We start from the raw sequence: 24623 nt of genomic DNA on the forward strand, positions 1-24623 counted from the left end.
AACCACAACAACCCGAGGTTTAGTAGAGTGCAGTATGTCCCGAGCAGCCGCGCGCGCGCGCGCAAGAGTCGTGTAGGCCTCGCCATACTCCTTTCGGCGGGGCTTAGTCTTGCCGCAGCATGTGATTCCTCCGAAGAACGCGCAGAGTCGCATTATCAATCCGCGCTTGCCCTTCTCGAAGAAGGTGACGTCGATCGTGCCCTGATCGAATTCCGCAACGTTTTTGAACTGAACGGCACTCACGAGGCCGCCCGCGCCGCCTATGCGCGCACGCTGCGTGAAAACGGCATGATCAAAGAGGCGTATGGCGAATACCTTCGCCTGGTCGAACAATACCCGCAAAACCTGGAAGGTCAGCTTGCATTGGCGGATATCGCCGCCGCTACCAAGAACTGGTCGGACGCGGAACAGCATGTGGCCAAGGCACTGGAACTTGCGCCCGACGACATCCAGATGATTTCGATCGACAATGCCGTGAAGTACTTCAATGCCATTCAGGCGCGTGAAGACGCCGGACAACAAGCGGCGATTGTCAAGGCGCAGGCGCTGATCGAAGAAGACGAAACGCTCAAGCATGCCCGCGACGTTCTGATCGACAACCTGCTGCGCAAGCAGGACTGGTATGCTGCGCTGGATGCAATCGACACGGGCATCGAGACAAATCCGGAACAAAAGGAACTGTACCGGCTGCGACTGGGCGTTCTTCAACAGGTCGGCGATCTTGACGGGATCGCGGCCCAGTTGCGCGATCTCATGGATCGGTTTCCACAGGAACGCGGCACGTTCAAGCAAACTCTTGTCCGCTTCCTGATCACCCAGGGCCGGATCGACGACGCGGAAGCCTTCGTTCGCGAAGAAGCTGCCCGGGATGGAGCCAGCCCCGAGGATTCGGTTTTCCTCATCAGTTTTCTCGAGCAGATGCGCGGACAAGAGGCCGCCCTTGCAGAGGTCGAAGCGCAGCTTGATGCCGGAATCGAAGACCGGAACAATTTCCGTTCGATGCGCGCAAAGCTGAAATTCCAGATGGGCGATGTGGACGCGGCTATTTCCGAGATGGAAGACCTGAGCGCGACCGCAGAGCGCGACGACCTGACCCGTGCCATCGAGGTTGATCTGGCGCGGATGCTCTTTCAGCAAGACAATGCCGTTGGAGCCCGTGCGCTCGTCGAAAAGGTCCTGTCCGAAGACCCGGCCCAACCTGATGCCGTCAAGCTCAAGGCGAACTGGCTGATTGACGACGATGAAACCGCCGATGCGATCGTCATGCTGCGCGATGCACTCAACGACTCGCCGAATGACGCGGACATCATGACGCTGATCGCGCGTGCATACGAGCGCGAAGGCAACCAGGAACTGCGCTCGGAAATGCTCGCGCTGGCGGTGCAGGCATCGGGCAAGGCGCCGGCGGAATCCCTGCGCTATGCGAGCAATCTTGCCGACAACGACAGCCTGCGCGCGGCGGAAGGGGTCCTGATCGATGCCCTGCGGCTTGCACCGCAAAACGCGGCCCTCCTGGGGGCGCTTGGCGAGGTCTATACCAGAATGGAAGACTGGCCACGCGCCGATGATGTGATTGCCGCCCTCATCAGGCTGGATGACGACGGCGCACGCCGGCAGGCGACCGAACTGACCGCACGCAAACTGGCTGGTCAGGATCGCTCGGAGGAACTGACCGCGCTTCTGGAGGAGCTCGAGAGCGACCCGTCCCTCGGCCAGAGCGCGCAATTCGCGCTGCTGCGCAACCGGTTGCAAACCGACGGACCGGAAGCGGCCCGAGCCTATCTCGACACCTTGCTCGAAGAGACCCCGGATGACCCCACGCTGCTCTTCATGCGCGGCGGATTTCTGGCCGAAGCCGGTCAGATCGAAGAAGCCGAAACGCAATTCCGCGACCTGGTGAGCGATAATCCGGAATACGCCAATGTCTGGGTCGCGCTCTATCGGATGAAACAACAGGCCGGCGATATCGAGGGCGCAAACGCCGTGCTGGACGAGGCGCTGGCCGAGGTTCCGACAAACGGCACATTGCTCTGGGCAAAAGCCGGAGAGCTCGAACGCGCAGGTAACCTTGACGGTGCCATCGAGATCTATGAGGCGATGTACGCAGAGAATTCGGACTCGCAGATCGTTGCCAACAATCTGGCGAGCCTGCTCGCGACCTATCGCTCTGACGAGGACAGCCTGCAACGGGCCTATACCGTGGCACGTCGGCTGCGCGATAGCGACGTTCCCGCGTTTCAGGACACCTATGGCTGGATCACCCATCGACGCGGCAGCTTTGACGACGCACAGGACTATCTGCAATCGGCCTCGGAAGGATTGCCCGAGGACATTACCGTCCAGTTCCACCTCGCCGCCAATCTCGCCGCGCTTGAACGCAACCAGGAGGCTCTTGCGCAGTTCGAGAAGGTGAAATCTATGATCGACGCCGGAAACCCACCCGCATTCGCCGCCGAGGTCGACAGCGAAATAGAACGGCTGAGCCAACTCCCCGCCGGCGAATAGCGCGGAGCCCCGGTTATCGCCGACGCAATCCCACGAACGTAAAAACCGCCCCGATTTCGGGGCGGTCTGTTTTTTCCGGGTGCCTCTGTTGCACCCGGATCAAATTTGACGGCGTCATAGTCCGGGATCGAGATCCAGCCCGCCGAGAAGGTCGGCACCGATTACATCCTCATCCAGGTCGGCATCACCGCCACCGGCGTCAAGCGCGCAGGAATCCGCGCCGCACGTCATGTCCGCCTCGGCCAGCCCATCGGCGCCGCAGGCGTAACCGCCACAGTCAGCGCTGGCGGCGGCAGCCGGGAAGTTCCAACCCTCGTCACCTTCATCGCCTTCGTTGCCTTCGTTATCCTCGTCGTGCTCGCTACCCTCGTTGTGCTCGTTGTCTTCGTTGCCTTCGTCGCCGTTGTTTTCGTTATCGCCCGGACCCGAGTCGTCCCAGCCTTCATCGCCCTCATTGTCCTCGTCGAATTCGTTACCTTCATTGTCCTCGTCATGCTCGGACCCTTCGTTGTACTCGTTGTCCTCGTTGTCCTCGTCGCCATTATTCTCGTTGTCGCCCGGGCCTGAATCCGCCCAGCTCTCGTCGCCCTCATCCCCCTCGTCGAATTCGTTGGCTTCATTGTCCTCGTCATGCTCGGACCCTTCGTTATGCTCGTTATCCTCGTTGCCTTCGTCGCCGTTGTTTTCATTGTCGCCCGGACCTGAATCGGGCCAGCTTTCGTCGCCTTCACTCCCCTCATCGAATTCGTTGCCCTCGTTATCCTCGTCGTGTTCGGTGCCTTCGTTATGTTCGTTTCCTTCGCCTACACCTTCGTCGCCTTCATTGTCTTCATCACCCTCATCACCCTCGTCGGCCTCATCATTCTCGTTGTCCTCGTCGCCTTCGTTGCCCTCGTCCAACTCGTCGTTCTCATTGTCCTCGTCGCCTTCGTCGCCCTCATCCAACTCGTCGTTTTCGTTGTCCTCGTCGCCTTCGTCGCCTTCATCCAACTCGTCTTTTTCGTTGTCCTCGTCGCCTTCGTCGCCTTCGTCTAGCTCGTCATTCTCGTTGTCCTCGTCGCCTTCGTCATTTTCGTCGCCTTCGTCATTCTCGTTATCCTCGTCGCCTTCATCGCCTTCATCGGCCTCATCGCCCTCGTCGTCCTCGTTGCCTTCGTTACCCTCATCCTGGCTGCCGTTTTCGTCGCCCTCATTGTCCTCGTCGTGCTCGTCACCCTCGTTTTGCTCGTTATCCTCGTTGCCCTCATCGCCGTTGTTCTCATTGTCGCCCGGGCCGGAATCCGCCCAGCTCTCGTCGCCCTCATCCCCCTCGTCGAACTCGTTGCCTTCATTGTCCTCGTCGTGCTCGGACCCTTCATTGTGCTCGTTATCCTCGTTACCCTCGTCACCGTTATTCTCGTTGTCGCCGGGGCCGGAATCCGCCCAGCTCTCGTCGCCCTCGTTGCCCTCGTCAAACTCGTTGCCTTCGTTGTCCTCGTCGTGCTCGGACCCTTCGTTGTGCTCGTTGTCCTCGTTGCCCTCGTCACCGTTATTCTCGTTGTCGCCGGGGCCGGAATCGGGCCAGCTTTCGTCGCCCTCATCCCCCTCGTCGAATTCGTTGCCTTCGTTGTCCTCGTCGTGCTCGGACCCTTCGTTGTGCTCGTTGTCCTCGTTCTGACCTACATGCTCGTTGCCTTCGTTGCCCTCGTCGCCCTCATCGACATCGGCTTCGTTGCCTTCATCCCCTTCGTCTCCCTCGTTGCCCTCATCGCCCTCGTCCTGTGTTGGCTCGTTGCCTTCATCTCCTTCATTTCCCTCGTTGCCTTCATTGCCTTCGTCGGCCCCCGGCTCATCCCCTTCGTCGCCTTCATTCCCCTCGTTACCTTCATCGCCCTCATCCTGGGTCGGATCGACGGCCCCCTCGTCGCCTTCATTGCCTTCGTCGAGATACGGCTCGTTGCCTTCGTCGCCCTCGTCGCCCTCGTTGCCTTCGTCGCCTTCATCGGCCCCCGGCTCGTCGCCTTCGTCGCCTTCGGTCCCCTCGTTTCCTTCGTTGCCCTCGTCTAGGCCCCGTTCGTTGCCTTCATCGCCCTCGTCACCTTCGTTATTCTCGTCGCCCTCGTCTTCGGGCTCGGGTTCGTTCCCCTCATCGCCCTCGTCATAGCCATCCTCGTTGCCCTCGTTCCCCTCATCGCCTTCGTCATCCTCATCGCCCTCGTCGACGCCAGGTTCGTCACCCTCGTCCCCTTCGTTACCCTCGTTGCCTTCATTGCCTTCGTCGGCGCCCGGCTCGTCGCCTTCGTCGCCCTCATTGCCTTCATTGCCCTCGTTACCCTCGTCCTGTGTCGGATCTACCAGCCCTTCATTGCCTTCATCGCCCTCATCGGCGCCAGGCTCGTTGCCTTCGTCGCCTTCGTTACCCTCGTTGCCCTCATTTCCTTCATCCGCACCGGGCTCGTTCCCTTCGTCCCCTTCATTGCCCTCATTGCCTTCGTTCCCTTCGTCGGCGCGGACCTCATTGCCCTCATCCCCTTCATTTCCCTCGTTGCCTTCATCGCCCTCGTCATTGTCGTAGGGATCGCCGGTCGGCATTCCGCCTGAAATCAGACGGGCGCTCTCGGCTGGGATTTCCTCGAAGAACTCGGATGTGTCGAGTTCGCCAAACACACTCCGAAAAAATTCAATAATCATCGCATTTTCCCCAATAAAATCAAAAAAGTCGCCCAAAAGGCATGAAGGTCGCAATCAATCGGAACAGAGCCCGCGCTACATAAATCCGCGCAATCAGACCTGCTTGTTCAACTATTGTGCCAATCGGGCAACAGATTCCGCAAGAAAAAATGGTTAACAGATGTCACATTCTTATTCTGGAATGATGCCGAAACCCTGCCATATCACGCGCCGCCACGGGCGCGCGAAGGGTGCGTTTGCACGATGATATTCCGGTGCGCGCCATCTGCGCCGGCGACAGCTTGCCGGCATCAGGGGCTTGCCCCGCAAGTCGAGGGTTGGCAGAACGGTCAGGCAGCAGGAGAACCGCCACATGGTCGACATCGCTACACGCGTCTATAATCACAAATGGAAGATCGATCCCATCGTGCGGTCGTTGATCGACACGGATTTCTACAAGCTGCTGATGTGCCAGTCGGTGTTCCGCAACAAGCCGGAAACCGAGGTTGCGTTTTCGCTGATCAACCGCACCACCCGGATTCCGCTTGCCGACCTGATCGACGAGGGCGAGTTGCGCGAGCAACTCGATCATATCCGGTCGCTGCGCCTGAGCCGGGGCGAGAGCACATGGTTGCGCGGCAACACGTTCTACGGCAAGCGCCAGATGTTTCGTCCCGACTTCATGGAGTGGTTCGAGAACCTGCGCCTGCCCGCCTATCATCTTGAGCGCCGCGGGGATCAGTACGAACTGACATTCGAGGGAAGCTGGCCCGAGGTCATGCTGTGGGAAATTCCGGCCTTGGCCGTGCTGATGGAATTGCGCAGCCGTGCGGTTCTGGACGGGATGGGGCGGTTCGAGCTTCAGGTGCTCTATGCCCGCGCCATGACCCGCGTCTGGGAAAAGATCGAGCGCCTGCGCGATATAGACCCCCTTGGGATCGCCGATTTCGGCACCCGACGCCGTCATTCCTTCCTCTGGCAGGATTGGTGTGTGCAGGCCATGATGGAGGGGCTGGGCAGCAAATTCACCGGCACCTCGAACTGCCTGATCGCCATGCGGCGCGAAGTCGAGGCGATCGGCACCAATGCGCACGAGCTTCCGATGGTCTATGCCGCGCTTGCCGAAGATGACGCGGCCCTCGCCCGTGCGCCCTATGATGTTCTTTCGGACTGGCACGAAGAGCATGAGGGCAATCTACGGATCATCCTGCCCGATACCTACGGCACGCGCGGGTTTCTCGAACGCGCGCCGGACTGGCTCGCCGGGTGGACGGGCATTCGCATCGATAGCGGCGATCCCGCCGCAGCCGCCCGTATCGCAATCGACTGGTGGCGGCAACGGGGCGAAGATCCGAAGGAAAAGCGCGTGATCTTTTCCGACGGGCTTGACGTTGAAAAGATCATTGAACTGTCTCGTGAATTCGCCGGCGAAACCAATGCGTCTTTTGGCTGGGGCACGCTGCTCACCAATGATTTTCGGGGGCTCGTGCCCGACGATGCGCTGGCGCCCTTCTCGCTGGTCTGCAAGGCGGTTGCCGCCAATGGTCGCCCGACGGTCAAGCTGTCGGACAACCCGGAAAAGGCGATGGGTCCGCCCGACGAGATCGAGCGGTACAAGCGTGTCTTCGGGGTTGGGGAGCAGGAACGGCTAGACGTCGTGGTCTGAGCCTATCGCACCGGCCTGACGGTTCATGACGCGAGCGCCGGTTCGGGCAATTGGGGCGCGGCGGCGATCAAGGACCTAGTATAGGGGTGTTGCGGGTTCTGGAACACCGCCTCGGTATCGCCCTGTTCGACGATCTGTCCGGCCCGCATCACCAAGACACGGTCGGTCACGGTGCGCACGACGCTCAGGTCGTGGCTGATGAAAAGATAGGTCAGGTCATAGGAACCACACAGTTCGGCAAGCAGATCGAGGATCTGGGCGCGCACGGAAACGTCCAGCGCGCTGACCGCCTCGTCGAACAGGATCAGCTCGGGCCGGATGATGAGCGCGCGGGCGATGGCGATGCGCTGGCGCTGACCGCCGGAAAACTCGTGGATGTACTTGCGCGAGTCATCCGGATGCAGCCCAACCGCCGTCAGAGCTTCGGCGATGGCATCCTTGCGGGCCGTACCGCGAGGTGGCTCCTCAAGCAGATGAAATGGCTCGGTAACCAGACGGTCGACGCGATGACGGGGATTGAACGATCCAAACGGGTCCTGAAAGACCACCTGCATCTTGCGCCGGACCGATATGTCCGGTGTGCCGCCAGCATAGACCTGCAGACCGTCGAGCAGGATTTCACCCGACTGCACCGGCTCCAGCCCGAGAACCGCACGTGTGAGCGTGGATTTTCCACAACCGCTTTCCCCGACAAGCCCGAGACGTTCGCCCCGGTTCAGCACGAAACTGACGTCGTTCACCGCGCGGAAATGCTCGACCGGTGCAAACAGCCGCGTACGGGGCAAACGATAGTCTCGCACCACGTTGCGTACCTGCAACAAAGGGTCGGGCGCCGGCGGCACAGGCAGCGAAACCTTGTGTGTCGAAGCCTGGAACAGCATCTTGGTATAAGGGTGCTGCATGTTCGCGAGCAACTCTGCGGTCTCCCCGGTTTCGACAACATCGCCGCGGCGCATCACCACGATCCGATCGGCCATATGGGCAACCACCGCGAGATCATGGGTGATCATCAAGAGCCCCATTTCAAAATCCGCGACCAGCGATTTCAGAAGGTCGAGGATTTGCGCCTGCGTGGTCACGTCAAGCGCCGTGGTCGGCTCATCCGCGATGAGCAGCCTGGGGCGCAAGGCGATGGCCATTGCAATGACGACACGCTGCCGCTGACCACCCGAGAGTTCATGCGGATACCGGCTCATCGGGAACCGCTCTGCCGGCAGGCCCACCCGGTCCAGCATCTCGCGCGCGCGTTCGCGGGCCGCCTCCGGTGACATTGCCTTGTGCACAAGGATGGTTTCCGCCACCTGATCGCCGATTGTCATGACCGGGTTCAGTGCCGTCATCGGCTCCTGAAACACCATGCCAACAGCGCTGCCGCGCAATCGGCACATCTCCGCCTCGGTACTCGACAGGATGTCAGTACCGTCCAGTTCTATTGCCCCGGTGGCGCGTGCGTCGGGCGGCAACAGGCCCATGACCGCAAGCGCAGTCATCGATTTTCCCGACCCGCTCTCGCCGGTGACCGCGACAATTTCGCCCGGTGCCACCGTCAGCGACACCTCGTTCAGGATACGGGTGCCGCGAATGGCCAGCGACAGGTTATCGATTCCAAGGAGGCTCATGCGCGGCCGATCCTGAGGCGAGGATCCAGATAGTCACGCAACCCGTCCCCCATCAGGTTCAGGCCCAGAACCGTCAGCACGATCGCGACTCCCGGCACCAGCGCAAGGTGGGGCGCGATGCTGACCATGGTTTGCGCATCCGCCAGCATCCGTCCCCAGCTGGGCGTCGGCGGCTGCGCACCCAGCCCGACATAGGACAATCCCGCTTCGGCAAGGATGCCCAGGCTAAACTGGATCGTCCCCTGCACGATCAACAGGTTCATGACATTGGGCAGGATGTGTTCAAAGGATATCCGCGCGCCCGATTTCCCCGCCACGCGGGCGGCAAGGATAAAGTCGCGCTCCCACAGGGACAACGCAGCGCCGCGCGTGATCCTTGCGAAAACCGGGATATTGAAAATACCGATGGCGATGATCGCGTTCACCGCACCCGCGCCCAGCACCGCCGTGATCAGAATGGCGATCACAAGGCTGGGAAAGGCAAAGACCAGATCGTTTCCGCGCATGATGACCTCGTCCAGCCAACTGCCCTTGCGCGCGGCCGCGGCGAGCCCCAGCGGAACCCCCAGCAACATGCCGATTCCGACCGCCACGAACGCCACCGCGATCGAGGTGCGCGCGCCCACCATGATCATGCTGAACATGTCGCGCCCGAAATGATCGGTGCCCAGCCAATGCTCGGCATCGGGGGGTTGCAGCTTGGCCGGAATGTTCATCGCCGCGTAGTCATATGGCGTCCAGACAAAGGAAACCAACGCCATCAACAGGACGAGCGAGGACAGGAGTGCGCCGAGAAGCAGGTTGCGTGTCATGATCGCGTCCTCAGCCTCGGATCGACCAGCGCATAGGCCAGATCGACAACGAAATTCACGGTGATCACCGAAAAGACCAGCAGCATCACAACGCTTTCGACCACGATCAGGTCGCGCGAACTGATGGCCTGGAACACCAGCCGACCCAGCCCGGGCAGATAGAACACCTGCTCGATGATGATCGCCCCGGCGAGCAGGAACGAGAATTGCAGGCCGATGATCGTCAGGACCGGGATCAGCGCATTGCGCACCCCGTGCCGCCACAGCGCCTGCCCCCGGCTCAGCCCCTTGGCACGGGCGGTGCGCATGAAGTCCTCGCCGAGAATATCCAGCAGTGACGAACGCATGACCCGCGCGAGGATCGCCGCCTGAGGCAGGGCAAGGGAAATCGCCGGAAGCGTCAGCGAATGCAGCCCCGCCCAGATCCCCTTGTCCCAACCGGCAAAACCGCCCGCGCTGAACCAGCGCAGGTTGATGGCAAAGACCAGCACCATCATCATCGCGAACCAGAAATTCGGGATCGCGACGCCAAGCTGTGTCGCGCCCATGACGGCCACATCTCCGGCACGCCCCCGACGCGACGCGGCATAAATGCCCGCTGGAAAGGCCACCAGCGTCGAAATCGTCAGCGCGAACAACGCCAGCGGCAGCGACACCCACAGGCGGTCCGCGATCATCTCCGAAACCGGGGTGCGATAGGTATAGGAGGTGCCGAAATCGCCCGTCAGCATGCCCCCGGCCCAATCCAGGTAGCGCTGCCACTTGGGCACATCCAGCCCAAGTTCGCTGCGCAGCGCCGCAACGGTATCCGGTTGCGCGTTGATCCCCAGCATGAAGCTGGCGGGGTCCCCCGGCGCAACCTCGATCACAAGGAAAATGACCAGCGAGGCAACAACCAGGCTGAGCACGAGAGATATCAGGCGTTTGAGTGAATAGCGCAGCATCGCGGGCACGTTAGGCCGCCGGTCCCACCGGGTCCAGCGACAGTTTCAATCGGAAAGCACCTGCGGACAGCCCGAGGCAGCCGCGACCATCGCGATTATTGCGCCCAACGGACGGCTGTCAGATCGGTGGCCTGCGTCGGCGCATTGAGCCAAAGCCCTTCCACACCCACCTTGGCAACCGTCGGGAAGGCCAGTTCGAACAGGTATCCGTTGACGTAATCGTCGGCAATGATGGTCTGTGCCTGCTGCAACAGTTCCGTACGTCTCGCCTCGTCCGTTGTCCGGTTCAATTCGGCCATCACATCCTGAAACGCCACGTTGTCATACTGAAAGTAATAATCCGGGCGGGCATAGATGCCGATATCCATGGGTTCAGTGTGGCTGACAATGGTCAGGCCGAAATTCTTGCCGCGAAACACGCTCTCCAGCCATTGCGCCCATTCGACATTGATGATTTCGGCCTTGATCCCGACCTCTGCCAGTTGCGCCGCAACGATCTCGCCACCGCGGCGCGCGTAGGAGGGCGGCGGCAGGTGCAGGGTGGTCTCGAACCCGTCGGCAAGACCCGCCTCGGCCAGCAGCGCGCGGGCCTTGTCCGGATCATAACTGGATTTGCCGGTCAGATCGACATAGGCCGGGTGATGCGGCGCAAAGTGGGTGCCGATCGGAATGCCAAGCCCGAACATCGCGCCATCGATGATCGACTGGCGGTCGATGGCATGGGCCAGCGCCTGGCGAACCCTGATGTCGTCAAACGGCGGCTGCTTGTTGTTCGTCGCGAGGATGGTCTCGCCTTCGGTCGATCCGACAAGAACCTGGAATCGGGGATCGGCGTCGAACTGAGGCAGGTTCTCGGGCGCGGGGAATGCGGCGAATACATCCACATCTTCGGCCATCACGGCCGCGAATGCCGCAGTCGGGTCGCTGATGAATTTGAACGTCGCGGTGTCGAGCACGGCGGGCGTGCCCCAGTAATCCGGATTTCTGGCAATCTCGATCCTGTCGCCCTGCACCCAGTCCACGAATTTGAATGCCCCGGTCCCGACCGGGTTCGTCTTGATGTCCGCGATGCTTTCCGGGGCCACGATCACCGCATCCCCCCAGGCGAGATTGAAGAGCAGCAGCCCGTTCGCCTCCCTCAGCGTGAGCTTGACGGTCAGAGGATCAACAACCTCGACCTCGGAAATCGCTTCAAACAGCGCCTTCTGCGCATTCACGCTGTCTTCGGCGCGGGCACGGTCAAGGCTGAACTTGACGTCTTCGGCATCCATTGTGGTGCCGTCATGAAACGTCACCCCCTCGCGCAGCCGGAAGGTATAGGACAGCCCGTCTTCGGAGATCTCCCAGCTTTCGGCAAGGCCGGGCGCGATGGAACCGTCGCTCATGAACCGGGTCAGCCCTTCGAAAATGTTGGAATAGACAACCGAATCGATGGCTCCTGCCGCTGCGCTGGTAGGGTCGAGATGCGGTGGTTCAAGTTGCAGCGCGACCGTCAGATCGCCCTGGGCCTGCGCGGCACCCAGAGAGGCGGCGAGCGCAATGGCGCTGGCGAATACCAGGCTGGAAATGGGTTTCATGGATAAACTCCCCGTCGGTAAGGTGATGCCCGTGGCGGCAACTCTGACGCCATTCTGGCCGAGATTGCAGGTTATTCAAGCCTTTAGAGCGTTTCGCGATAAACCCGTCTGACCAAGGCAACCTCAGCCGGAACGCGATTCCGCTTGCCCGGCTCCAAGATGGTCGCCGAAAATGGTCCGGGAATGCCGGTCAAGATAGATGCGCAGCCAGGGCGTGAATCGCTCACTATGGCGCTCAACCTCCTGCAACAGATCCGCATATGCCAGCCAGCGTGTCTCCATGACCTCGTCAGGGTTCGGCGCAAGCCGCAACGCTTGGGGCGCGTGGGCCAGAAAAACATCCACGACCTCGTGTTCGACAAGCCCACCGCCAACATCCGCGCGGTATTCGAGCGTTTGCCGGTACTGCGGATCAAGACCGGTGATCCCAAGCTCTTGCTGCAAGCGTCGGATCGCACAATCCCGGGCAGCCTCGCCCCAGTGCGGGTGGGTGCAGCAGGTGTTCGCCCAAAGCCCGGGCGTATGATACTTGCCGAGCGCCCGGCGCTGAAGCAGGATATCCTGTCCACGGATCACGAAGACCGACACCGCCTTGTGCCGGATACCCTCGCGATGGGCGGTCAGCTTTTCAACGGGCGTCAGCGTTCCATCGACCCAGGCGGGGATGAGATCGGTCATGGCTGTGTTTTCGGTCGGCTTTGACATGGAATGCGTAGGTAGCGGCCCTTCCCCGCTCTGGCAAGCATCATGGGTCAGGACTGGCCGTCGCTCCAGCAGGGCAGGAGATCGCCCGGCGCGGGGCGCGCATGATAGACCGCGCGCGCGACCGCCCGCGCAATGCACAGGCCTGCCGCGTGACCGATATCTCGCAGATCACCGTCCGGGTTCTGCATCGCGCGACCGTTCGTGGAGACGGCAAAGATAAGATCCCCGTCGCTCGGCATGTGCGATGGCACGATGGCGCGCGCCAGACCGTCATGGGCAACTGTCGCCATTCTTTTGGCCTGTGCCTTGGTCAGGCCGGCATCCGTGGCGACGATCCCGATCGCGGTATGCGCCAGCTGTGCAAAGGCTCCGGCCTTGCGGCTCTCGACGCTGCGGCCCAACCCACCGCGTGGATCGGGACCAAGCCCGCCGAATTCATCGCCAATTTCGAACGGAGCAGCCCAGAAATGCCGCTCACCGGGGGTCGTGACGCTGCCGACCGGATTGGCGGCAATCAAGGCGCCGACTGTAATACCGCTCTCAAGCACCAGCGACGCCGAGCCCAACCCGCCCTTGTGCATGCCGGTCAGCGCGCCGGTCCCGGCTCCGACACTGCCAATCCCGAAATCGGCCCGTGCATCCGCCAGCGCCGCGCGACCAAGCGCCGGATAGGGGTTGTCGATCCAATCCTTGTCGCCGCCGTTCAGCAGATCGAAAATGATCGCAGTCGGCACCAGCGGGATACGCAGGTTCAACAGGGCAAACCCGCGCCCCTGCGCACGCAGGCCCGACACGACGCCCGACGCCGCGTCCAGCCCATAGGTCGAGCCGCCCGAAAGAACGATCGCGTCGACCTGTTCCACCGACTTGTCCGGTTCGAGCAGATCGGTCTCGCGGGTGCCAGGCGCCCCGCCCATGACAGAATAGGACGCCGTCAGCCGATCCTCGCCCAGCAACACGGTGGTGCCGGATTTCAACGCTGCGTCCTGCGCGTTGCCCACAAGCAATCCGGGCACATCCGTAATCAGGTTGCGAACGCCGGGAGTCATGCCTGTTCCGCCGCGATGGAAGATCGGCGTGTCACCCGCGAACCGCAAACGCCTCTCGCGTGCGCGATCCCCCTGTTGCTGCCCTGCTCCCGCATCTCTTGCCCCCGTGCTCCGGTTATCCGGCGGAACCCTAGCAACATGTAAAGATGGACCGCAATATCACTCATCCGGAACCGATCCGCGCAGTGCCTTGACCTCGCCCCGCGCCCGTTTCGCCTTGAGTCGGCGCCGCACCGATCCCCTCGTGGGTTTGGTCGCGATGCGCCGCTTCGGTGCAGTCAGCGCACGGCGGATCAGGTCGGCGAGCCGCTCCTGCGCGATCTCACGGTTGCGCGCCTGGCTGCGGGTCTCATCGCACTGGATGATCAGCGCACCCTCCTTGGTCCAGCGCCGCCCGGCGAGCCGTTTAAGCCGCGATTTCACTGCCGGGGGCAGCGATGGCGACCGCGCCGCCTCGAATCGCAATTCAACTGCCGTCGCCACCTTGTTGACATTCTGCCCCCCCGGCCCCGAAGCGCGCATGAAACTCTCGGTCAGTTCCCAATCCTGGATGACGATATCTTCGTTGATCCTCAGCATGCGCCCTGAATACAGCCCCCCGGACAAATCAGAAACCGGAATCGAAAAGGGACGCCCGTTCGTCCGGACGCCCCTTCGAAAGTCTTTCGGAGGCAGGGTCGGTCAGACCTTTGCCAGATCGCCTTGGGCGGATCATCCGCCAAGGGCTGCCTTAGTGGGCAACCTCCCAAGCTGTTCCGACACCTTGCTCCAATACCTTTCTTGACACTGGATCACCTCCTTTTCCCTTGTTGACGTTGATTCCAGAGTGCCACGGGTTTTCAAAATCGCAAAGCAAAATCGTCAGTGCGGTGTGGCCGCTTCCAGGATACGCCCGGAAATCAGGCGGAACGGGATCAGGGCAACCAGCGCGAGCGAGAGCTTGACCATCCAGTCGGCCAGCGCAAGCGACACCCACAGCGGCGCTGCGGGGCCGACCCCGAGCACGGGCAAAATTTCGTTCGCCCAGGCAACATCGTTGGACGGGTCGATCCAGACGAGCGAGGCCGAGAACGCGATGGAAAAGAACAAGGCCGTGTCCACGGAGGATCCGACGAGCGTCGAGACCAGCGGTGCGCGCCACCAGCGCCCATCGCGCAGCGCCGAGAAAATGCTCACATCCAGCAACTGCGCGCACAGAAAGGCCGTACCCGAGGCCAGGGCGATCCGAAGGGTAACAACGGGGCCGAATTCGCCGATGATCCGTGTGCCGATCAGCGAACAGACAATACCAACGATGAACCCGGCCAGCACAACCTTGCGCGCCGCCTGCGCCCCGTAGATGCGGTTCATCAGGTCGGTGACAAGAAAGGCAAAGGGATAGGTAAACGCCCCCCAGGTCAGCCATTGACCGAACAGGAACTGGACGAGAATGTTCGAAGCCACCACGATGGCGGCCATGGCGAGAATGCCGGGGAGATGTGCGCGTGTCATTAGGGTGCCCGTTTTTGCAAGGTTGCGGCGACTTGGCCCGCCCATCGGCGAACAGACCGCCACCTAACGCCTTGCGGCGTGCATGGCAAGTCAATTGATCAGGGCGTACTCGACCAGTTCGGTGCGCTGAAAGAACTTGAAATTGTCGTCCGCCACCATCGTCATGCGCAACCTGCCCTGTGCATCGGTCCAGACCGCGATGCCTTCCAGATTGTCATGGGTGCCGGTCGCGGTCTGCAATTCCAGCCGCTCATCATCCGCCGTATCGCCGGCGAGTCGCCAGCTGCGCACCCGCGCGCGGAAGCCAAAGATGTTGAACGCGCGTTCAAGCACGTAGAGCCGGCCGTCGGGGCCGACATCGGCGCCGACCGGCAGAAAGGCGCCATCGCTGGGCAGGCAAAACGGTTGTGTCCACACCCCGTTTTCCCAGCGATAAACCGGGATATTGCCATCGGCGTCGAAACCGCGTTCGGGCAAGGCCAGCAGGCGCCCGCTTTCATCCATCGCCAAGGCCTCGAGCCCACCGTTCAGCGGCAATCGGCGAATCGCGCGGGGCCGGTGCAGACCATAGGCCGCTGCATCCGGACGGTCATAGCGCGAGACGCGGTGCACGCCTTCGAACGAGATGTAGATCGTGCCATCCGGCGCCATCGCCAGACCTTCGGAATCGCGGATCCGCCCGACGAGAATGGCACCGTTTTGTGCTCGCAGGCGGATCGCGCGCCGCAATTCGATGTTCTCGATCCGCCCGTTCCGCCGGTCAAGCTCTGCAAACAGCAGCCGCCCCCGATCGGTCAAAACGGTCATGCTCCGCCCCTCCGGCGAGAGTTCGATTGCCGAAAGACCACCGAACCAGTCCTGCGGCAGCTGCCATTCGAACGTGCCAAGAAACTCGGCCCGCACCTCTTGGGAGCGGGCCGGTAACGCGGCAAGTGCCAGAGCCAGGATCAGTTGGAGCGCAGGACCGAAGTGCATTGCTGTGGCAGGTCGGCCAGGAAATACTCACGCTGCGGCTGGGGTTTCGGCGCATTCGGGTCCCGCGGCTTGGGCGGGGGCGGATTCAAAATGTTGTTCACCCATTGCTGGGCCTCGGCGCATCCGTCTCCACGAGGCGGCGGATTCTGGTCCACACAGCCCGTCGCCCCCTTAGGACAGGACAGCCGCACGTGGAAATGATAGTGATGTCCCCACCACGGGCGCACCTTGCGCAGCCAGCGGCGGCTCCCCTTATTGTCCTTGCACATCTGGACCTTGGCGCCGGGGAACACGAAAATCCGCGCCACACGCGGGTCGAGCGCCGCAGCCCGGATGATCTCGTGATGCACCCGGCTCCAGCTGCCATTGACATAGGCCCCGTTGGCACGCTGCATCGAAATCGACGAGATGTTCTCGCGCGTGCGTCGCGAAAGGTCCAGCCGCGAGGTCGGCAACATCCAGATGTCGATATCGAGCCCGACCTGATGGCTGCGGTGTCCCGATGTCATCGGCCCGCCACGCGGCTGGCTGATATCGCCGATATAGAGACCGTTCCATCCCGGTTGTTTGGCGGCGAAACCACTGAGCTTCTTGATGAAATCTATGGTCTCGGGGTGCCCCCAGTTGCGATTGCGCGACAGGCGCATCGCCTGCCATGTGGGACCGGTTTCCGGCAGTTGCACCGCCCCCGCCACGCATCCCTTGGAATAGCTTCCGTAAGGCGCGGGTGCCTGCCGGGAACCGCTCGACTTGGCTCCGAACAGTTGCTTGGCCAGTGGCTCTGCCCCGACCGGCAAGGCCAGCACGACACCCAGAAGAACGGCCATGACTCGCGAATAGGTCATTCGGATAGATCTCCCTCCGGTTTCACCCAGACTAGCAGAACAAGCCCGACAAGAAAGAGCGCAATCACCGGTGAAATACCGAGGCGGGCACTGCCGGTCCAGGCGGTGACGACACCGATAAGCGACGGCGCGATAAAGGCCGTGGCCCGGCCCGACAGTCCGTACAGACCGAAATACTCTGTCGGCGAGGCCGGATCGGAGTGACGCACCATCAGGCTTCGGCTGGCCGATTGCACGACACCGCCCAAACCGCCGATCAGGACACCGCACCCAAAGAACACGATATCCGGCAATGATGACCCTTCGGCGAGGGGCATGCCGAAAATCTGCGTCCGTGACATGCCGACGATCACCACGCAGACCGCGATCAGCACCCAGATCGAGCCGATGATGACCGGCTTGGGCCCCAGCCGGCTGTCGGTCTTGCCGCCGAAATAGCTGAAGATCACCGACGAGATCAGCGCCATGATCCCGAAGATGCCGATCTGCGTCACCTCCCAGTCCAGCACCAGCCCGGCATAGACTCCGCCAAACCCGTAGAGGCCGTTCAGCGCGTCACGATAAAACATCGATGAACCGAGATAGGCCGACAGGCTGAGCCGCTTGCCAAGGCTGCGCACCAGCCGCCCGAGATTGGAGAAGGCATCCGACACCTTGCCGCGCGCGCCCCGCACCGGCCGATCGCGCATCCACATGAAATAGGGCACCATGAACACCGCATACCACAGCGCCGTGATCGGGCCGACGGCACGCGTGCCTTCACGCTGTGACGCGTCCAGCCCGAACAGGGGATCGAGACCGATGATTGTCTTGCCGTTGCTCTGCTCTGCAAAAAACAGCAGCAGGATCAGCAGTGTGATAAATCCGCCCAGATATCCGAACGCGAATCCGGAGCCCGAGATTTCCCCGATTTCGGCATCGGTTCCAAGATCGGGCAGCTGCGAATTGACAAAGATCAGCGCGTATTCCGCGCCGATGAAGCCGATGCCGAACGCAATCAGCCCCCACCACATGTTCGACCCGTCCGGAGCCGTCATCCAGAGCGCGGCCGCCCCGGCGACATACATCACGGAAAAGCCGGCGATCCACGGTATGCGCCGCCCGGATGTATCCGCCAGCGCCCCCATCACGGGCGCACCGAAACCGATGATCAGCCCGGTGATCGTCAGGCACCAGGCCCAGATTGTCTGGGCTCGCGCATCGGCGGCCTGGCTGTCCAGCCCGCTCGCAAGGTAGTATTCTGCGGCGACGCTCGCGAAATAGGGGCCGAAGATGAAGGTGACCAGCAACGTGTGATATGGCTGGCTCGCCCAGTCAAAAAACCACCAGCCCCAGATACGCTTGCGCTTCGAGATGTCCGTCATGCATGCTCCGCCCGTTGCTGGTGCGATATGACAGGTGTTTCCACCGTCAATCAAGCGCATCCTGCATCGGCGGCCAGGGACGTGCCGCATCGGCCCGACACCACGCCGAGATCCAGTCCGGCATTTCAGGAGAGCGGAGATCGGCCATGTTCATATGCGCCAGCACCTGATCCGGCGGCACGATCCCGTTGCTGTTTGTGACCGCCGCGCGATAAAGCACGTGGCTGGCACATTCACCGTTCCGTTTCCACATGGATTGTTCAAGATAGATGAACTTGTCATCCCAGCACACCGCGCGGCTGCGCATCTCGAATTTCTCAAAGCCCCGGATGCGCCGGCGAAAGCGAACCGTGCTGCCCGCCATGGTCAGCCCCCAGCGTTGCCGGGTGATGACACGGATCAGCCCCACCCGCTGCGCCGTCATGCTGCGGCCCAGATCATAGAGCGTCATCGCGCGCCCGTTGTTGAGTTCGAGCCACATGTCCAGATCCCAGGGCCAGCAGATGTGATACGACACATGGGTGCCGGTCAGCGGCAATGGCGGCTGCCTGCGCGCAATCAGGATGTCCTTGATCAGGCGGACGATGGGGAACATGCCACTCTCCTTTTAATGCGACCCTGTGTCGCCCGACCCGGCCCACGTCAACCACAACCCTGCGGCAGGGTTGCGCTTTTGTGCTCTTGTGCATAGGTGATGCCCGGAACCAGAGAGGATCCTCCATGCAGTCGCTATTTCAAATCCTGATGCTGATCCTTGACGTGGTGCAGTTCTTTATCATCGCCCATGTCATCATGAGCTGGCTGATCAATTTCCAGGTGCTGAACCTGCACCAGCCGCTGGTTGCACAAATCTGGCAGATGCTGCAACGCATCCTCGAACCGATCTACGGTCCGGTACGCCGCCTGCTGCCGCCGATGCAGGGGCTCGACCTCGCGCCTCTGGTGGTTTTGCTGGGCATCTTTGCCCTGCGCATCGTGCTGGTCAACAACGCCGCCGCCTTCTACTGATCCCGCCTGCCCGCGCGGAAATGCCGGACGCTGCGCCTTGTTCCCCCTGGCGCGATATGTGAAACTGCGCCCCACGAGCAGGCACAAGATCAAAGAGTGAGGCAGGGCGCATGTCCGACGCGGACCGTCTGTTGCGCGACATATTCGGATTTGATGCGTTTCGCCCGGGTCAGGCCGAAATCGTTGAGGCCGTGAGGGCGGGCGAAAATGTCCTCGCCATCATGCCCACGGGCGGCGGGAAATCGCTGTGTTTCCAACTCCCCGCCCTGTGCCGATCAGGGGTAACGGTGGTCATCTCTCCGCTGATCGCGCTGATGCGTGACCAGGTGCGCGCCCTGCAGGAAGCCGGGGTAAACGCCGGTGCGCTGACCTCGGGCAATACGCCAGAGGAAACCGACGCTGTCTGGAACGCACTTGAATGCGGCGAACTGAAACTGCTCTACATGGCGCCCGAACGTCTGGCGGGCGGGTCTGCCGTTGGCATGCTGCGGCGCGTCGGCGTCACTCTGATCGCGGTGGACGAAGCCCACTGCGTCAGCCAGTGGGGCCATGATTTCCGCCCCGACTATCTGCGCATCGGCGAACTGCGCCGCGCCCTTGATGTACCGCTTGCCGCCTTTACCGCCACGGCGGATGCCGAAACCCGCGAAGAGATCGTTCACAAGCTGTTTGACGGCACGCCGCCGCGCAGTTTCCTGCGCGGGTTCGACCGACCCAACATCCACCTTGCCTTTGCCGCCAAGAACAGCCCCCGTCGCCAGATCCTGGACTTTGCCGGGGCACGGCGCGGTCAATCCGGGATCGTCTATTGCGGAACCCGCGCCAAGACCGAAGGGCTGGCCCGTGCCCTGAGCGAAGACGGCCATAGCGCCTGTCACTACCACGGCGGCATGGATGCCGAAGATCGCCGGATCGTCGAAACCCGCTTTGCCCGCGAAGACGGATTGATCGTGGTGGCGACCGTGGCTTTTGGCATGGGGATCGACAAGCCCGACATCCGGTGGGTGGCCCATGCGGATCTCCCCAAGAGCATCGAAGCCTATTATCAGGAAATCGGCCGTGCCGGTCGCGATGGCGCAGCGGCCGAAACCCTGACGCTGTTTGGTGCGGACGACATCCGCCTGCGCCGCACCCAGATCGACGAGGGGCTCGCCCCGCCGGAACGGCGCAGTGCGGATCACGCGCGCCTGAATGCGCTGCTGGGGCTGGCCGAGGCATTGAAATGCCGCCGTCAGACCCTGCTCGGCTATTTCGGTGAAAGCACCGACCCCTGTGGCCATTGCGATCTTTGCGACAGCCCGCCAGACGTGTTCGATGGCACCATTGCGGTTCGCAAGGCGCTTTCGGCGATCCTGCGCACCGACGAGTGGTTCGGAGCCGGACATCTGATCGACATCCTGACCGGGGCCGACACCGACAAGATCCGCGCCCGGCGGCACGATGAACTGCCGACCTACGGGTGCGGGACCGAATATGACAAGCGACAATGGCAGGCCGTGTTCCGTCAGATGATGGGCCATGACCTCGTCCGACCCGATCCGGAACGGCACGGCGCCTTGCGGATGACCGAAACCGCGCGCCCGGTCCTGCGGGGAGAAACCTCGATCGAGTTGCGCCGCGACACCATCCGCAAGGCCGATCGCAGACCCGCCGTCAAGACCCTGGTATCGGACGAAGACGCGCCGCTGCTCTCCGCGCTCAAGGCCAGACGACGCGCCTTGGCCGAGGCCGCGCGTGTCCCGGCCTATGTCATCTTTCCCGACCGCACCCTGATCGAAATGGCGGAAACCCGCCCCGACAGCCTGGATGCGATGGCACGTATCTCCGGTGTCGGCGCCAAGAAGCTCGAACGCTATGGCGCGACATTCCTTGAAGTGATCACCGGAGCCAACACACCGGTCCATCCCGCCCGGCGCCGGTTGGCGGGAAATGACGCGGGATCGCTCTATGACAGGCTGCTGGCGGTGCAGGCCGATCTCGCCCGCGGTGCCGACGGCATCGACAAACCTCTGAGCTGCTCGGCCGCGCAGCTTGCAAAGGTCGCACAAATGCGCCCCGACGACGCAAGCGGGCTGGAACGGTTGCTGGGTGAACGGCGGGCCGAACGGTTCGGCGCGGCGTTTCTCGATATATTGCGCGCCGCAGTATAGGCGCAGAAAAGGAAGTTGACATGCTGATCGTGATTTCACCGGCAAAGCGGCTCGACTGGTCCGAACGGGACATCGATACAACCGCGCCCGCGTTTCAGGACGATGCGATCCGGCTCGCCCGGAGCGCACGCAACCTGACCCTGGGAGATCTGCAAAAGCTGATGAGTCTGAGCGCGGATCTGGCACGGCTCAACCGCGATCGTTTCCGGGATTTTGTCGAAGAGCCAGGCGCCGAGATGACCCGCCCCGCCGCGCTTGCCTTTGCGGGGGACACCTATCAGGGGCTGGAAGCCGCATCGCTCGACGCCGATGAAATGGCCTGGGCGCAGGATCGTCTGCGAATCCTGTCGGGGCTCTATGGCATTCTGCGCCCGCTCGACGCCATCCAGCCCTATCGGCTCGAAATGGGCAGCAGGCTCAAGACGCGCCGGGGCAAATCGCTTTACGAATACTGGCGCGACCAGTTGTCAAAGGCGCTCAATGACCAGGCCGAACAGGTCAAGACCGACATCCTCGTGAATTGCGCCAGCCAGGAATATTTCGGGGCCGTCGCCCCGGACGCGCTGAAGCTGCGCGTAATCACCCCGGTGTTCATGGAAGACAAGGCCGGGACCCCCAAGATTGTCAGCTTCTACGCCAAAAAGGCGCGCGGCGCGATGGCCCGCTACATCGTGCAGAACCGGTTGACCGATCCTGCGGCGCTGACCGACTTCGACAGTGGTGGATACCAGTATCAGCCCGCGCTGTCCGAATCCGATCGCCCGGTCTTTACCCGCCCTTATGACAAGAGGTGACGGTCAGACCGGCGGCTGCGCGTCGCCGGGGCAGTGTTTCTCGACCTGTTCCTGAATTGCCGCCTTGCGCAACGGCTTGGTCATATAGTGATCGAGCCCCGACGACAGGATCCCGTCGGCATCGCCGTCCATCGCGTGCGCCGTCAGCGCGATGATCGGCACATGCCCGCCACTTGTCCGCTCCAGCTTGCGGATTTCCTGCGTTGCTTCCTTTCCGTCCATACCGGGCATTGAAATATCCATGAAAATCATATCGGGCGCAAAATCGGAGAAGGCGGCCACAGCTTCGGCGCCGTTATTGGCAAATTGCAGATCGATGTTCAGCCCCTTTACCATCTTGCGCAGGACAAGCTGGTTCGTCTTGTTGTCCTCGGCCGCCAGAACCCGCATCCGGCGTGGTTGCGACGACACCGTGGCGGTATCGGCTGTGGCCTGCGTTTCCGGTTTCGCAGGCACATCCGAGGAGTTTTCCGCAGGGGCGTCGGCGGGGTCAGCCGCCGGAACGATATGCAGCCGGCGCCCATCTGCCCGCCCGGGCAAGGCCGTGGCAAGCTGATCCTCCGCCGGGTCGGGTTCGGTCGGCACCTTCTTGTCGCCCGCATCGTGCAGCGCCGCCAGAGCAGCGTAAAGCTCCTGCCGTGGATAGGGCTTTTGCAGCACCCCCTGCACATAGCGAAACGCCGGGTCATTCTGCGCGAACCCCGCATTCGCGCTCAGCAGGATGAAAGGCATGTCGTTCCATCCCGCGGCGCGGATCGCCTCGACGAGTTCAAGACCGTCCATGTCCGGCATGTTGTGATCGCTAAGCACCAGGTCGATTTCGTCAGACATCCGGTTCATCGCCTCGTCTCCGGAAGCGCAGCAAGTGACCTGCCAGCCAAGCTGGCTCAACTGTTTTTCCAGAATAGCGCGGTTGGTTTCCAGATCATCGACGATCAGCACGCGACCCGGCATTTCTGGCAGCGTGGGCGGCCCGCCTTCAGAGGCGAGCACCTGTTCCAGCGCGATGCGAAACCCAAAGCACGACCCCTTGCCCTCCTCGCTGTCGACCCAGATCTCGCCATCCATCAGGTTGATCAGCCGTTGCGTGATGGCCAGCCCGAGACCAGTGCCTTCGAATTGCCGGTTGTTCTCGTCCTCGACCTGGTTGAACTCGCCGAAAATGTGATCAACTTTGTTCGCCGGTATGCCGATCCCGGTATCCTCGATGGTGACATGGATTGCGCTCCTCGTTCCGCTCTCGTCAGGAACGCCCGTGACGCGGATCAGCACATGACCGGCCGACGTGAATTTCAGCGCATTCCCCACCAGGTTGGTGAGCACCTGACGCATGCGGCCCGGATCGCCGATGAACTGGATCGGCAGGAACAGGTCGTAATCCACAAGCAGCGCCAGATCCTTGTCGCGCGCGATCGGCTGCAACAACATCACCACCTCATGCACACAGCGCTCGAAATCGAATGGCTCGGGATGTAACTTGAGCTTGTCCGCCTCGATCTTGGAATAGTCCAGAACGTCGTTGATAATCACCAGCAGCGCCTCGCCGGAGCTCTTGATGGTATTCACGTATAGCCGCTGCTCTTCGTCCAGCGGCGTATCGGTCAGCAGGTCAGCCATCCCCACCACGCCATTCATCGGCGTCCGGATCTCGTGGCTCATGTTCGCAAGGAATGCCGACTTGGCGCGGTTGGCCGCCTCGGCCCGGCGCCGTTCCGTCTTGAGCTGCGCTTCGTACTTGACCGTCGAGGTGATGTTCAGCGCCAGGCTGACCATGTCGCCACCGTGTCCGCGCTGGTCGATCAGCTTGATGTACTGATTGTTCCACATCCGCATGATGATCGGCTCGGGATTGGGCTGAAGCCAGCGCTCGGCCATCATCGCGCGCCACTCGTCCGGGCTGCGATCCTCGGTATTGACGAGCCCCTCATCGGTCAGGAGTTGCAAGATGCGCATGTAATTGATGCCCGGTCCCACCTCTTCAAGACCGTCAAACGCATTGATATAGGCAGAGTTGGCTCCGATCAGCTTGTCATCCGCGTCAAAAAACGCAAACCCGTCCTGAATGGTCTGGATAGAATGCCACAGCCGCCGCTCGGCGATTTCCATCTTTTCATGGGCGACGGTAAGGTCGGATTTCACCTTTTCGTTTTCGTCGCGAACCGTAGCGACCTCGGCCTGGGTCTCGCCGATCTGACGGGTCAGCGCCAGGGCATGCCGGCCCAGCTTGCGATTGGCGGCGGTCAATTCCGCCTGTTTGAGTTCAAGCAAGCGCTCGGCGGCAAGACGCGACCGCCTTTCATCGGCAAGTTTGTTGGCGAGACTCATGCTTGCAAGGCTCCGCAAAGGCCCTGAACGGGCAGTTTTGGTCAACATCAGCCAACGCGGTAAACAAGTGTTTAAGGCGCGCAATTTCCGGCGGGAATCGTTGCCAGTGCCGGTCCGGGCATGGCACGTTGGCCGAAACATCGGG

The 24623-nt window shown here is 61.9% G+C and carries 19 protein-coding genes; 5 read left to right on the plus strand and 14 right to left on the minus strand.

The features are described from left to right. Positions 1–27 precede the first annotated feature (27 nt). Complete coding sequence (locus tag AB9K34_RS18720) at positions 28–2505, plus strand: tetratricopeptide repeat protein (RefSeq protein WP_369955945.1); 2478 nt, start codon at positions 28–30, stop codon at positions 2503–2505. A gap of 114 nt (positions 2506–2619) precedes the next feature. On the opposite strand, the gene AB9K34_RS18725 is transcribed toward AB9K34_RS18720, so the two are convergent. Further along, entirely contained in the window at positions 2620–5175 is a 2556-nt protein-coding gene (locus AB9K34_RS18725) for a hypothetical protein (protein WP_369955946.1), read from the minus strand. A gap of 352 nt (positions 5176–5527) precedes the next feature. Here AB9K34_RS18725 and pncB point away from each other — a divergent pair, with 352 nt between their 5' ends. Then, the gene (gene pncB, locus AB9K34_RS18730) at positions 5528–6820 is read left to right on the plus strand and encodes a nicotinate phosphoribosyltransferase (RefSeq protein WP_369955947.1); all 1293 of its coding nucleotides are present in this window, start codon (positions 5528–5530) and stop codon (positions 6818–6820) included. Positions 6821–6843: 23 nt separating this feature from the next. Here the strand turns inward: pncB and AB9K34_RS18735 are convergent, their stop codons facing one another. The 12 genes from AB9K34_RS18735 to AB9K34_RS18790 all read right to left on the minus strand — a co-directional run bounded on the left by AB9K34_RS18735 (position 6844) and on the right by AB9K34_RS18790 (position 18796). Beyond that, positions 6844–8439, minus strand: a complete 1596-nt coding sequence (locus AB9K34_RS18735; RefSeq protein ID WP_369955948.1) for an ABC transporter ATP-binding protein — start codon at positions 8437–8439, stop codon at positions 6844–6846. Then, entirely contained in the window at positions 8436–9251 is an 816-nt protein-coding gene (locus AB9K34_RS18740; RefSeq protein ID WP_369955949.1) for an ABC transporter permease, read from the minus strand. The genes AB9K34_RS18735 and AB9K34_RS18740 overlap by 4 nt, the downstream gene beginning before the upstream one ends. Then, positions 9248–10195: an ABC transporter permease gene (locus AB9K34_RS18745; protein ID WP_369955950.1), complete on the minus strand. Its 948-nt coding sequence runs from the start codon at positions 10193–10195 to the stop codon at positions 9248–9250. Before AB9K34_RS18745 ends, AB9K34_RS18740 begins: the two co-directional genes overlap by 4 nt. Before the next feature lie 95 nt (positions 10196–10290). Continuing rightward, entirely contained in the window at positions 10291–11772 is a 1482-nt protein-coding gene (locus AB9K34_RS18750; protein WP_369955951.1) for an ABC transporter substrate-binding protein, read from the minus strand. A gap of 123 nt (positions 11773–11895) precedes the next feature. Further along, positions 11896–12450 (minus strand): isopentenyl-diphosphate Delta-isomerase, encoded by a 555-nt coding sequence (gene idi, locus AB9K34_RS18755; RefSeq protein WP_369955952.1) that lies wholly within the window; start codon positions 12448–12450, stop codon positions 11896–11898. A gap of 74 nt (positions 12451–12524) precedes the next feature. Then, complete coding sequence (locus AB9K34_RS18760; protein ID WP_369955953.1) at positions 12525–13526, minus strand: P1 family peptidase; 1002 nt, start codon at positions 13524–13526, stop codon at positions 12525–12527. Between the two features lie 159 nt (positions 13527–13685). Then, the gene (arfB, locus tag AB9K34_RS18765; RefSeq protein ID WP_369955954.1) at positions 13686–14105 is read right to left on the minus strand and encodes an alternative ribosome rescue aminoacyl-tRNA hydrolase ArfB; all 420 of its coding nucleotides are present in this window, start codon (positions 14103–14105) and stop codon (positions 13686–13688) included. 282 nt (positions 14106–14387) lie between these two features. Further along, positions 14388–15017 (minus strand): queuosine precursor transporter, encoded by a 630-nt coding sequence (locus tag AB9K34_RS18770; RefSeq protein ID WP_369955955.1) that lies wholly within the window; start codon positions 15015–15017, stop codon positions 14388–14390. Positions 15018–15107: 90 nt separating this feature from the next. Beyond that, positions 15108–15992: an esterase-like activity of phytase family protein gene (locus tag AB9K34_RS18775; RefSeq protein ID WP_369955956.1), complete on the minus strand. Its 885-nt coding sequence runs from the start codon at positions 15990–15992 to the stop codon at positions 15108–15110. Beyond that, positions 15965–16819: a penicillin-insensitive murein endopeptidase gene (gene mepA / locus AB9K34_RS18780; protein WP_369956010.1), complete on the minus strand. Its 855-nt coding sequence runs from the start codon at positions 16817–16819 to the stop codon at positions 15965–15967. Before mepA ends, AB9K34_RS18775 begins: the two co-directional genes overlap by 28 nt. Before the next feature lie 14 nt (positions 16820–16833). Beyond that, a complete protein-coding gene (locus AB9K34_RS18785; protein WP_369955957.1) occupies positions 16834–18201 on the minus strand; it encodes an MFS transporter in 1368 nt (455 codons plus the stop codon). Between the two features lie 46 nt (positions 18202–18247). Further along, complete coding sequence (locus AB9K34_RS18790; RefSeq protein WP_369955958.1) at positions 18248–18796, minus strand: thioesterase family protein; 549 nt, start codon at positions 18794–18796, stop codon at positions 18248–18250. 125 nt (positions 18797–18921) lie between these two features. Here AB9K34_RS18790 and AB9K34_RS18795 point away from each other — a divergent pair, with 125 nt between their 5' ends. The 3 genes from AB9K34_RS18795 to yaaA all read left to right on the plus strand — a co-directional run bounded on the left by AB9K34_RS18795 (position 18922) and on the right by yaaA (position 22153). After that, positions 18922–19209 (plus strand): YggT family protein, encoded by a 288-nt coding sequence (locus AB9K34_RS18795; RefSeq protein ID WP_369955959.1) that lies wholly within the window; start codon positions 18922–18924, stop codon positions 19207–19209. A 110-nt stretch (positions 19210–19319) separates the two neighbouring features. Continuing rightward, a complete protein-coding gene (gene recQ / locus AB9K34_RS18800; RefSeq protein WP_369955960.1) occupies positions 19320–21359 on the plus strand; it encodes a DNA helicase RecQ in 2040 nt (679 codons plus the stop codon). A gap of 20 nt (positions 21360–21379) precedes the next feature. Beyond that, positions 21380–22153: a peroxide stress protein YaaA gene (yaaA, locus tag AB9K34_RS18805; RefSeq protein ID WP_369955961.1), complete on the plus strand. Its 774-nt coding sequence runs from the start codon at positions 21380–21382 to the stop codon at positions 22151–22153. Between the two features lie 3 nt (positions 22154–22156). Here the strand turns inward: yaaA and AB9K34_RS18810 are convergent, their stop codons facing one another. Then, positions 22157–24478: a response regulator gene (locus tag AB9K34_RS18810; protein WP_369955962.1), complete on the minus strand. Its 2322-nt coding sequence runs from the start codon at positions 24476–24478 to the stop codon at positions 22157–22159. Positions 24479–24623 lie beyond the last annotated feature (145 nt).

The organism is Sedimentitalea sp. XS_ASV28, assembly GCF_041224545.1.
Classification (GTDB): domain Bacteria; phylum Pseudomonadota; class Alphaproteobacteria; order Rhodobacterales; family Rhodobacteraceae; genus Sedimentitalea.